The sequence below is a fragment of the Pseudomonas sp. GW101-3H06 genome (assembly GCF_059424605.1).
The window spans coordinates 5,716,517-5,727,496 of sequence record NZ_JBWKZO010000001.1 but is presented as its reverse complement, the minus strand read 5'-3'; the positions used below and the strand labels follow the sequence as shown (position 1 = coordinate 5,727,496).

Here is a 10,980-nt window from a genome sequence, read left to right as displayed (position 1 = left end):
CATGTTCCGGCTTCTGGTCTGTTGGGTGTGTTTGATTCCTGCGCTGACCCTGGCGCAGGACGAGCCATTGCGTCTGGCGTTCAAGGGCGAATTGCTGTCGTTGAACAGGACTCAGTTGCTGGCGCGCGAGCCGTTGCCCGATACGCTGCAGACGCCATTGGGCAGTGTGTGGAAGCTGTTTGTGTACGGTTGGCTGGTGGACACCGGCGCACGTGAACCGGCGTATGAATGCCGCGGGCAATCCAAAGAGGAAGTGTATTGCTGCACCGCGGGCGGCAAGATCGAGCGTGATCAGGCGTTGGTGAAATCCTGTGGCTTGTATTTCGAGCCGGGGCGCCTGGGTATTTCCGGCCCGGACTGGCGAGCGTATTGGCAAGCGCGACAGGCACCGGAGTGGCTGCTGAACTTGCCGTTATTGCAGCCTGCCACCCGGGTGTCGGTGGCGCAATTGCTGCGCGTGTTGGCGGTGATGCCGGCGCAGGAACAGGCGCGACGAGTGCTGCTCGATGTGGTTTTGGATGCCGCCGACGGCAATCTCGTGGGCGAATTCGGCAGCCGTTTGCGGGTGAAAACCTGGAGCTGGTTGGGCGATCAGGATGCTGCCTCCCGCCAGGGCGGATTCGCTGGCTGGACAACGGACGGCACGCCGATCTGGGCCGGTGGGCGTGGAACCAGTCAGCGTGTATTGCGTGATTACGCTGAGGCATTGTCGGCAGTCGTGCCTGTTGGATGGCCCTCCGATGCGGGGCGTTGCGTTGAGGTCGGCCTGTTCTCCCGTTATCCGCTTGAACGGGTGCTGTCGGGCAACAGCGAAGCGCGCTCGGGGCAGTTGCTAGGGGATTACCGCGTCGAATTCACCAATGGCAATCAACTCGCTATCCATAGCGACGGCGAGCTGTTTTTACTCAAGGACAAGCTTGTCGCCCGCCTGGACCGCGAAGAGTATGTCGCCCGCGTGCTACAGCGCGAAGCCACACCCGAGCCCGTCGAAGCCGCCAAAGCCCTGGCCGTGGCCATCCGCACCTACCTGTTGCAAAACGCTGCGCGCCATGGCGATTGCCTGATCATCGACGACAGCAGTCAGCGCCAGCGGGTCGCTCCGCGTCCGGCCTCCATCGAGTCGCGCAAAATCGCCGCATGGACCAGCGATCTGGTATTGGCCGGCAGTACCGTTACCTACCACGCCGACCAACCCGGCCCGGACAAGTTGTCCTGGCAGCAAGCCGTCGAACAGGCCAACACCGGCCAGCGTTACGACGCCATCCTTCTGCACGCCTACCCGCGCGCGAGCCTCAGCCGTTGGGACAATCCGGTCGCCTCCTGCGAAGCGTTGCCCGCCGCACAGGACTGGCTGCAGAAGCAGCGGCGCGGCTGGCGCCCGAGGCTGGAAAGCGAAACCGGCTACAACGAAGTCAGCACCTTCGCCGTCTGCCGCCTGGCCTTCGGCCGGCCCTACGTCGACCGTGAACGCCAGCGTATTTACGTGCGCGGTGTGCTCTCGCTGCAGGACCGCCTCGATCTGACCCACGAATACCTGCACCTGGCCTTCGAAGCACACCCCAATGGCCAGGATGAATCCTACATCGAAGGGCTCGCCCGCCACCTTTTGCTGGAATAGACCATGACACTCCGCTTTCCACAGGTCTTGCTGTTGCTCTGTTCATTGACGGTTTTGCCGCTGGCAATGGCGCAAGACGTCAAACTCGATACCCCTGCTGGTGGGTGGCGAACCGGCGCCCCTGAAGGTGAAGGCGAAAGCTTCCGCCAAACCGTCAACTACCCAGCCTCTTCGGTCAACACGCCGGCAGGGCAAGCCAACACCGCACGCATCAGTGGCCAGATCACCGCCACACCCAAGACCAACGTCCCTGGCCGGCTGATCGTCAACGGCGTCAGCATGCCATTGAAAATCGATCCCGCCGGCCGCTTCGATCGCCCGTTCTCGTTCCCCAACGGCAGCAACAGCGTCGAAGTCCGCAGTCCCGACGGTCAACATCGCCAGCGCACGCAATTCCTCAACGCCAGTGGCGGGGCGACACCTGCCAAATTGCGCGTGTTGCTGGCCTGGGACAGCGACGGCACCGACCTCGACCTGCACCTCATCACCCCCGACGGCGCCCATATCTGGTACGGCGACCGCGTCGTACCCAACGGCGCGGCACTCGATGTGGACGTCACCACCGGCTACGGCCCGGAAATCTTCGCCATGCCGGCGCCGATCAGGGGGCAGTATCTGGTGTATGTGAACTACTTCGGTGGAGGCTATCGCAGTGATGACGAGGGGCAAGAGGATGCGGTGCAACCGCTGACGACGGCACAGGTGACGGTGATTACTGAAGAGGGGACGCCGAGCGAAAAGATGGAAACGTTTCTGGTGCCGATGCGGGCGGTGGGGGAGTTGACGTTGGTTAAGGGGTTTAGTTATCCGTGAGGGGGTAATGGAATGCAATCAGTCAGCACCCTGCTGACCGTCGATCCTGTGCATCTTGGAACTCAGCCCATATCCAGTGACGATTCAAGGCAAGCCTTGACCTCGTTCATCAAGTCATCAATTAGTTTGATTTGGATCAAACTCTCCATTGCTTTGCTAGCTAGTCTGAATATCAACACGACGTAAAAAGTCGAGGTTGTACTTCATGTACTGGTTCCGCTGTCACCGCCGAAGCCTATTGCACCTTACCCTCGTGGTATGGGTGTTAGCCGTGGCCGTGATGGCAATCCAGGGGTGTTTGGTGCAACCGGATCACAATATAGCCGCGCCACACGATGCCGAGCAGTATGTGGTCGATGGTCATGTCCTCCACGCCAGTGGTTGCCTTCAGAACTGTGAAGACACCGCCATTGCGATAAAACCTGCATTGCAGACTCCTGCATTGGATCCCATCCATTGGGCCGCCATTTTGCTGCTAATTGCGGCAGTAATAATAGTGCTTAACCCCGAGGAGAAATCCTCCTTCGCCGCTCTTGCACTGAAACGCCCCGCACCGCCGGAACGCCCAGTCCGCCTGATTTTCGTTCGATCCAACGATTAACCCCGCCTACAGAGTGTCCGGGTACCGGCCGCTCGGTTTTGCTGTGCGACCTCGCGGCTCAACTACTTCTGCTTATTCCTCACATTCCCTGGAGCTCATCATGCAAATGCATTCCAAATTCGTTCTGGCTGCCATCCTGGCCAGCAGTGCGTTCATAGCCTCTGCCGAGGATGCACACCACCCGGCCGACGCACCAGGCGACTCAACCGAGAGCACGGCACCAGCGTCGGCGGCCTTCACTAAAAGCCATGACCGATCACCTGCAGAAAATGCAGGCTGCGCATGACAAAGCAGCGGCGGCTAAACAGCCAACCGAGCACACAACACACGTGGAGAGCGCCATACCCGATCTGCAATCAGCAACCTGCCCACTGGTGCACCTGTTGATGCCCCACGACTACAGCGACCATCAGCAAAGGCACGAACAGCACACACAGCCGGCAAGTGAGGAGCACTAATCATGAACCATACTGAATCGGCCTACGGTCTCTGGTCGCTGGTCATCATCAACTCATTAGTGTTTATCTTGTTCGCCTTCAGCTTCACACGGCCTAAGACGAGCCGCGATTGGCGATCCTTTGGCATGTTCTCGGCGTTCCTGGTAGCTCTTTTTACCGAAATGTACGGTTTCCCGCTGACCATCTACCTGTTGATGCCCTGGCTCACTCGTAACTTCCCTGCCATCGACTTCCTCTCACACGACGCTGGGCATTTGCTCGAAACAGTTATGGGCTGGAAGGTCAATCCGCACTGGGGGCCATTCCACATTATCAGCAACCTGCTGATCGCTGGCGGCTTCTGGTTATTAGCGGCCGCTTGGCGTGTGCTCTACAAGGCCCAACATACAGGGCAACTAGCGCTCGACGGGCCCTATTCGCGGATCCGTCACCCGCAGTACGTTGGCTTCGTGCTGATCATGTTTGGCTTTCTGTTGCAGTGGCCGACATTGATCACCTTGGTGATGTTTCCAATCCTCCTGTTGGTCTACGCCAAGCTGGCGAAGCGGGAAGAACAGGAGATGCTTTCGCACTTCGGCGACGCCTACCGCGCTTACTGCGAACAGACTCCGGCGTTCCTTCCCTGGTCAACCCCCCGCAGTCCCAACACCCCTACTGGTGCTCCTCCAAGCTCAGGAAAAAAGCCATGAACACTCCCTGGAAAACCGGCATTTCTCTGGCCCTGACCATGGCCATTTCCTACACCATCTGTGCGCTGCTCTATGCGCTATGGCCGGCGCAGGGTATCGCTTTTCTCGGCGCTTTGTTCCATGGACTCGACTTTGGTCGCCTTCAAGCTCCCCAAGACTACAGTGTGGCGACTTTCGTCGGGCCACTGCTGGTCTTGAGTGTATGGGGCGCGATGGTCGGCACCTTGTTTGCCTGGCTGTCCGCCAAGCTCCATGGCAGGCCTTGATAGCCGCTTCGAGTAGGAGGCCGCGATGAACGAATCACGCATGCAGCACAGCCAGCATCCGCAGGCCCTGGCATCAGGAAAAATGGCGAAAGATCCGATCTGCGGGATGATGGTCGATAAGACCACAGCATTGTCACGAGAACGTGGCGGGCGCAGCTATTACTTTTGCAGCGATACCTGCCTGCGCACCTTCGAGTCGCCGGAACGTGAACTGAAGGCGATGAAAACCCGCGTCACTATCGCCCTGACTGGAGTACTGGCTTTGGCGCTGCTGCGTGCAGGCGCCTTCATTGCACTGGCTGCTGGTGCCACACTGCTGACTTGGGTACCGATCCCGGCGCTCCCTTGGTTCACATGGGGTATATGGCTATTCCTGCTGGTAACACCGGTGCAGTTCATCGGTGGTTGGAGTTTCTATAAAGGGGCATGGAACGCCATTCGCACCCGTACCATCAACATGGATTTTTTGATCGCCCTCGGCACGTCAGTCGCCTATTTCTATAGTGTCGCGGTGTTGTTTTTTCCGGAGGTCCTGCCGGTCAAGGTGGCCGAGCGCGACGTCTATTTCGAGGTGTCGGCGGTCATCATCGCCTTCGTACTGCTTGGCAGGTACATGGAGGAGATCATCAAGAGAAAATCCTCGGCGGCGGTACGGCGCTTACTTGATCTCAAGCCTGCGATTGCGCATGTGATTCGTGACGGGCAAGAGGTCGACTTGCCTGCAGAAAACGTCATGGCCGGCGAGTTTCTGGTGGTCAAGCCCGGCGAGAAAATCCCCACCGATGGAGATGTCAGTGAAGGTCAGTCAACGGTGGATGAGTCCATGCTGACCGGTGAGTCGATGCCGGTCGACAAGCACCCGGGCAGTCCGGTGATCGGAGGTACGCTCAATGGCAGTGGGGTGCTCACTTTCAAGGCGAGCAGGATCGGTGCCGATACCGCACTGGCTCAGATCATCAGGATGGTTGAGGAGGCACAGACCAGCACGGCACAGATCCAGCGGTTGGCCGATCAGGTCACCGGCTACTTTGTGCCGGCGGTGGTGACGTTCGCGATACTGGCCCTGGTCGGCTGGTCTGTTGCGGGGAGTTTTCCACAGGGATTGTTGGCCTTTATCGCGGTGCTGATCATTTCCTGCCCCTGCGCCCTGGGCGTGGCGACGCCCGCCGCGTTAATGGTCGGTGTTGGCAAGGGGGCCGATAACGGCATCCTCATTCGCGGCGGCGAAGTGCTGGAGCGGGCAGAAAAACTCAGCACGGTGGTGTTCGACAAAACCGGCACGATTACCCGGGGCGAACCCAATGTAACCGATGTGATTTCGCTAGGCACAGCGTCGGAACACGAGGTTTTGATGCTCGCCGCCGCCGTGGAGTCCGGTTCAGAACATCCGCTTGGTGCCGCGATAGTGCGCGCCGCTCGGCATCGCGATATCAGCCTGCCGAAAGCGAGCGACATCAATGGGATCGCCGGTCACGGCATCGAAGGCCGTATCGAAAGTCGCAAAATCTGGCTGGGAAATCGGCGTTTATTCGCCCGCCAAGGCATTTCGACCGAGGTTGCCGAGGAGCACCTCATCGGCCTGGAAGCCGATGGCAAGACCGCTATGTTGGTCGGGGTCGACGACCGCTTGTTAGGGATAATTGCTGTGGCCGATACCATAAAGCCTGAAGCGGCTGAAGCCGTTGCGGCGCTACAGGCAAGCGGCATCAGGGTCGTGCTACTGAGCGGCGACAACCACCGTACTGCCGAAGCAGTCGCGCGGCAGGTCGGCATCGAGCGAGTGATTGCCGAGGTCTTGCCGGACGACAAGGCAGCGGTGATTCGTCAATTGCAAAGCGAAGGGCAGGTCGTGGCGATGGTTGGCGATGGTGTCAACGATGCGCCTGCCCTGGCCACCGCGGACATCGGCATCGCCATCGGCTCGGGTTCCGATGTCGCCAAGGAAACCGGCGGCATTATCCTGCTCAAGAACGACGTACGCGACGTGGTCACCTCGATCAAGCTGTCGCGCGCAACGATGGTCAAGATCAAACAAAACCTGTTCTGGGCATTCATCTACAACAGTATCGGCATTCCAATCGCGGCCTTCGGACTGCTTAATCCCATCATCGCTGCCGCCGCGATGGCACTCAGCTCCCTATCGGTGATCGCCAATTCCGCGTTGCTGAAACGTGCCCGTATCGGCTTGAGTCAGGAGGCTGAATCATGAACCGCGAAATTTTAATTATCTGCCTACTGGTGAGTGTTGTGGGCATCGCCACCGTGCTTTACCTGTTGGGGCTGACCGGAAAATCGTTTGTCATAGCAGCGATTTTCCTGCTGTGCCCGGTTTTGGTCGCAGTGCAAGTTTTCCGCGGCGTCCGCCAATTCGATAAGGACATGGCCGAGGCTAATCGGCAACTGAAAAGGAAGAATCTGCCTTGATACTTTATGCGACTCACCTGAATTCCCGACGCATTGGGCACGTAAACCGAGCTCTGGCTCGCTATGTTCACACCTGTCATGACTTTTTCATGCGTCGTGGGCATAGGCATGGGCATGGCAGACATGAACACGGTGAAAGTGGTGAATATGACAATTGCTGTGGCCATCAGCACACCAGCGCTCGCAATAGCCAAGTGGAGATCTTCGGTCGGCTCATGGCCTGATTTTGAAATGGCGCATGAGTAGAATCAGGGTAAGCGTATACCGAAGTCTCCCTGCTTAAGTTAAGCAGTTACCCACTGATGCGGCAGCAATGGCCAATCTCACTCGCCCGCTGCGTCGGCCGCCGAGTCAGTACAACCTTCAGATGCGTTCGGGTTGTTTTACCCCGTCTGCGAAAAGCTCGGTCACAGAGCGCTCGAAGATGTATGCGTGGTCACTACGCTTCACCGTCGCCGGTTCAGGCTGTGGAAGGGTGATGGCACATTGTTGACAGGCAGGAATGACTTCCCCGCAACGCGCCATGAGCGGTAAATCACTGTGTCAGATCAATGACTGACTTGATGGAGTTGGAGCGAGCGGAAGTAGGTGAGCGTGAGCAATATCAATCAGCCCACACCAAGGTGCCGGGAGTATGGGCTAGCTCGATACTCGGCTGAAAAAACCTATTTACAAAGTGTTGTTGCATTAAAAAGCCGGCTTGTGGCCGGCTTCTCGGGGACTGGCTTGATTCATTTTTGGTAAACCGCGCCAGCCTTCAAAACGTACACCCGGATCTTGCGTCCGGCTGTGGGACTCGGCGAGAAAGTCATCTGCCTTGTCGGTGCGATCTGAGCCTCAAGAAAGGGTCGATGCGCAAATGTGGGGCGCAGCATACTGATTTTTTTGGGAAATTCCCAGCTTGGTATGCGGGATAAGGCTGTCGGGTTAACCACAAGTACTGTGGCCACCCTGGCTTGCCCGCGATGAAAACACCTCGGCGTTAAAGAAACGGCACCGGTGGCCGGCGTTTGTTCAGCGTCGACCACCAGAACACCCAGCCCAATACCCTGATGTTTTGCTCTTCGATTTGCGCCGGCCTGAAGATTTCGTCCGGGTGCTCTGCGCGGTTATGGCTGCGCATTCGCAGCGCGTTCCCCGGCATTCGGTGCAGGTATCGGATTCGCAGCATACCGTCGTGCTCGATGGCATAGATCTCGCCATCCACAATCTGGGTCAGGCCGCGGTCGATGGCCAGGGTCGAGCCGTCTTCTATGCGTTCGGCCATGCTGTTGCCAATCATGTGGATGCAGATCGCATCGGCATGGTTGATTTCCAGGGTGTCGAGGTGGTTGCGCGGCAGGCGGATGGTTTGGCCGGGGTCCTCGACGACGTGGGTTTTGCTGGAGCCAGGGGCTGTGGGGGTTTCCTTGTAGAGGGGGAGTTCGACGTCGGCGGGCTCGATAACCGTGTAGACGCCGCGAATGGACTGTGCGTCGAAGGTATTGCCGGAGTCGTCGTGCAGGCGCAGGTGCGTGGCGTCTTTGGGGCCTTCGCCTGTTTTCAGCCATTCACTGTTGACGGACAGCTTTCTGGCGACTTCTTCCATGCAGTGGGCGGGCACACCGCGGGTGTACCAGTTATGGACATTTTGCGGGGCCGTGTTCAGGAATTCGGCAAACCCGGTTGTCGTGATGTTGGCTAATCCGAGGAGTGCTTTAAAGCGAGGGCCGCTAGTGTTCTTTTTCATAAACACGAGTCTACTGACCCGGCATAAGGCTTTGAATAAACGAGCCGTTCAAATTTCGAGGGAAATTTACGACCGGATGTAAGACGTTCTTGAGGAAAATTAAACAAAAAAACACCAAGGGAAGCCGTTTTAAACGATGCGTTTAAGCGGTGCTTTTCAAGCGCCCACAAAAAACCCCGGATCACCGGGGTTTTTTTAAGGTGTGAAGCTGGAAGCCGCTCTTAACCTTTGTAGGCAGCAACCGACTTGGTGATCGCAGCGCGGGCGGCGTCTGCGCCGTCCCAACCTTCGATCTTCACCCATTTGCCTTTTTCGAGATCTTTGTAGTTCGCGAAGAAGTGCTCGATCTGCTGAATCAGCAGGGCTGGCAGATCGGTGTATTCCTTCACGTCCACGTACAGCTGGGACAGCTTGTCGTGTGGAACAGCGATGACTTTGGCATCGCCGCCACCGTCGTCGGTCATGTTCAGGATGCCGACCGGACGAGCGCGGATCACGGAACCTGGAGCAACCGGGTAAGGGGTCACGACCAGCACGTCCAGGGGATCACCGTCGTCAGCCAAAGTGTTCGGGATGTAACCGTAGTTGGCCGGGTAGAACATTGGGGTGGCCATGAAACGGTCAACGAACAGGCAATCGCTGTCTTTGTCGATTTCGTATTTGATCGGCGCGTGGTTGGCCGGGATCTCGATCGCGACGTAGATGTCGTTCGGCAGGTCTTTGCCAGCCGGAATCTTGCTGTAGCTCATTGGGCGTTGCCCCCGTTAGTTGACCAAAAACACTTGGCCGGATTGACCAAAAAGTGGCGGCGATTATAGGCATATTCCTGGGTCGACGCCACGTACCAGAGAGGGTGTAGACCTTAGTCGTGTGCCTGATAGACAGGGTGCGTGGCCTGAAGTTGCCTCAATCGGCCCAACGGATCTTGCCGGTAGAAAAGCTTCAGCTGCGCATACACCTGTGGATAAGCCTCGTGCAGCAAATCCGGGGCGCTGAAAAAATATTCGCTGGTGACGGCAAAGAACTCGGCGGGATTTTCGGCGGCGTACGGATCGATGGCGGTTTCGGCGTCCGGATTGCGCTCCAGTTGCCGGTCGAGGTCGTCGTAGGCCTCTTGCATGACCTTGGCCCACTCGCTGACCCGCATGTCGGCGTGCAGCGGCGGTAAGCCGTTGGCGTTGCCGTTGAGCATGTCGAGTTTGTGTGCCAGCTCGTGGATCACCAGGTTGTAGCCTTCCCAGCCGCCGCTGGCCATGACGCCGGGCCACGCGAGGATGACCGGCCCTTGCTGCCAGGCTTCGCCGCTGTGTTCGCCGTCCCATTCGTGCTCGACGCCGCTGGCGTCACGATGACGCTGGGGGCTGAGAAAGTCGTCGGGGTAGAGAATGATTTCGTGAAAACCCTGATACCAGTTCAGATCGCCCAGGTGCAGCAGCGGCAGTTGGGCCTGGGCGGCAAGCAGCAGGCGTTGCTCCTGATGCAGTTCGACACCGGGCAGCGCGGTCAGATGTTTGTCTTGCAGAAATAGCACGCAGGCCTCGCGCAGCCACTGGTCTTCGGCGGCGCTGATGCCGTCAAGAAAACTCAGGTGATGGCGCACCCGTTGCCACATATCGTCGGCAATCGGGTGCCGGGCCAGGATGCGCCGGCGACGCCAGGTGCTCAGGGACCACATCGTGAATCAGCGCGGATGGGCTTTTGATGCAGCGTTGCCGAAGCGGCTGCGGATCACGCCGATAATCATCGGCACCAGCGATAGCAGGATGATCCCGACCACCAGCAACGACAGATTGGATTTGATAAACGGTACGTTACCGAAGAAGAAACCGAGGGTAACCAGGCCACCGACCCAAAGAATCGTGCCCAACACGCTAAAGGCGAAAAACCGCGGGTAAGGCATTTTGGCGACACCCGCGACGAACGGTGCAAAGGTGCGGATGATCGGCAGGAAACGCGCCAGGGTCACGGTTTTACCACCGTGTTTGTCATAGAAATCGTGGGTTTGTTGCAAGTAATCGCGACGGAAGATCTTCGAGTTCGGATTACTGAACAATCGCTCGCCGGCCGTTCGTCCAATGATGTAGTTGGTGCTGTCGCCCAGAATCGCCGCGAGCATCAGTAAACCGCCGAGCAGTACAGGGTCCATGCCGCCGCCGGCCGCTACGGCGCCAGCGATGAACAACAGCGAGTCGCCCGGCAGAAAGGGCATGACCACCAGGCCGGTTTCACAAAAAATCACCAGAAACAGAATGGCGTAGATCCATGGCCCGTAGTTGGTGACCAGCAAATCGAGGTAAACATCGAGATGCAGGACTAGATCGAGCGGGTTGAATTCCATGGAGGGCACCTGTGATGACGGCCCGACTCGGCAGGCCTGTGCGG

Annotated in this window: 12 protein-coding genes; 8 read left to right on the top strand and 4 right to left on the bottom strand. The window is 58.3% G+C overall.

Features of this window, described 5'->3' with window-relative positions; translation table 11 throughout:
* Position 1 precedes the first annotated feature (1 nt).
* The 8 genes from AC07ZE_RS26345 to AC07ZE_RS26310 all read left to right on the top strand — a co-directional run bounded on the left by AC07ZE_RS26345 (position 2) and on the right by AC07ZE_RS26310 (position 6,869).
* Complete coding sequence (locus AC07ZE_RS26345; RefSeq protein WP_207267250.1) at positions 2 to 1,618, top strand: DUF2300 domain-containing protein; 1,617 nt, start codon at positions 2 to 4, stop codon at positions 1,616 to 1,618.
* A gap of 3 nt (positions 1,619 to 1,621) precedes the next feature.
* Positions 1,622 to 2,431 carry a YfaP family protein gene (locus AC07ZE_RS26340; RefSeq protein WP_207267249.1) on the top strand — a complete coding sequence of 270 codons (810 nt, stop codon included), beginning with the start codon at positions 1,622 to 1,624 and terminating at the stop codon, positions 2,429 to 2,431.
* Positions 2,432 to 2,711: 280 nt separating this feature from the next.
* Positions 2,712 to 3,032 (top strand): hypothetical protein, encoded by a 321-nt coding sequence (locus AC07ZE_RS26335; RefSeq protein WP_259332057.1) that lies wholly within the window; start codon positions 2,712 to 2,714, stop codon positions 3,030 to 3,032.
* Positions 3,033 to 3,202: 170 nt separating this feature from the next.
* Positions 3,203 to 3,490, top strand: coding sequence for a DUF2933 domain-containing protein (locus AC07ZE_RS26330; RefSeq protein ID WP_404940877.1), 288 nt, complete (start codon positions 3,203 to 3,205; stop codon positions 3,488 to 3,490).
* Between the two features lie 2 nt (positions 3,491 to 3,492).
* Positions 3,493 to 4,179 carry a methyltransferase family protein gene (locus tag AC07ZE_RS26325; RefSeq protein WP_207267245.1) on the top strand — a complete coding sequence of 229 codons (687 nt, stop codon included), beginning with the start codon at positions 3,493 to 3,495 and terminating at the stop codon, positions 4,177 to 4,179.
* The gene (locus AC07ZE_RS26320) at positions 4,176 to 4,445 is read left to right on the top strand and encodes a DUF5676 family membrane protein (protein WP_207267243.1); all 270 of its coding nucleotides are present in this window, start codon (positions 4,176 to 4,178) and stop codon (positions 4,443 to 4,445) included. Before AC07ZE_RS26325 ends, AC07ZE_RS26320 begins: the two co-directional genes overlap by 4 nt.
* A gap of 25 nt (positions 4,446 to 4,470) precedes the next feature.
* Positions 4,471 to 6,654, top strand: coding sequence for a heavy metal translocating P-type ATPase (locus AC07ZE_RS26315; RefSeq protein WP_207267240.1), 2,184 nt, complete (start codon positions 4,471 to 4,473; stop codon positions 6,652 to 6,654).
* Positions 6,651 to 6,869, top strand: coding sequence for a hypothetical protein (locus AC07ZE_RS26310; RefSeq protein ID WP_207267238.1), 219 nt, complete (start codon positions 6,651 to 6,653; stop codon positions 6,867 to 6,869). The genes AC07ZE_RS26315 and AC07ZE_RS26310 overlap by 4 nt, the downstream gene beginning before the upstream one ends.
* Positions 6,870 to 7,851: 982 nt before the next feature.
* On the opposite strand, the gene AC07ZE_RS26305 is transcribed toward AC07ZE_RS26310, so the two are convergent.
* The 4 genes from AC07ZE_RS26305 to AC07ZE_RS26290 form a co-directional block, all read right to left on the bottom strand.
* Complete coding sequence (locus AC07ZE_RS26305) at positions 7,852 to 8,598, bottom strand: LexA family transcriptional regulator (RefSeq protein ID WP_207267236.1); 747 nt, start codon at positions 8,596 to 8,598, stop codon at positions 7,852 to 7,854.
* 221 nt (positions 8,599 to 8,819) lie between these two features.
* A complete protein-coding gene (gene ppa, locus AC07ZE_RS26300) occupies positions 8,820 to 9,347 on the bottom strand; it encodes an inorganic diphosphatase (protein ID WP_007933577.1) in 528 nt (175 codons plus the stop codon).
* A 113-nt stretch (positions 9,348 to 9,460) separates the two neighbouring features.
* Positions 9,461 to 10,273, bottom strand: a complete 813-nt coding sequence (locus AC07ZE_RS26295) for a M90 family metallopeptidase (protein WP_207267234.1) — start codon at positions 10,271 to 10,273, stop codon at positions 9,461 to 9,463.
* A 6-nt stretch (positions 10,274 to 10,279) separates the two neighbouring features.
* Complete coding sequence (locus AC07ZE_RS26290) at positions 10,280 to 10,936, bottom strand: DedA family protein (RefSeq protein ID WP_207267232.1); 657 nt, start codon at positions 10,934 to 10,936, stop codon at positions 10,280 to 10,282.
* Between the last annotated feature and the right edge of the window lie 44 nt (positions 10,937 to 10,980).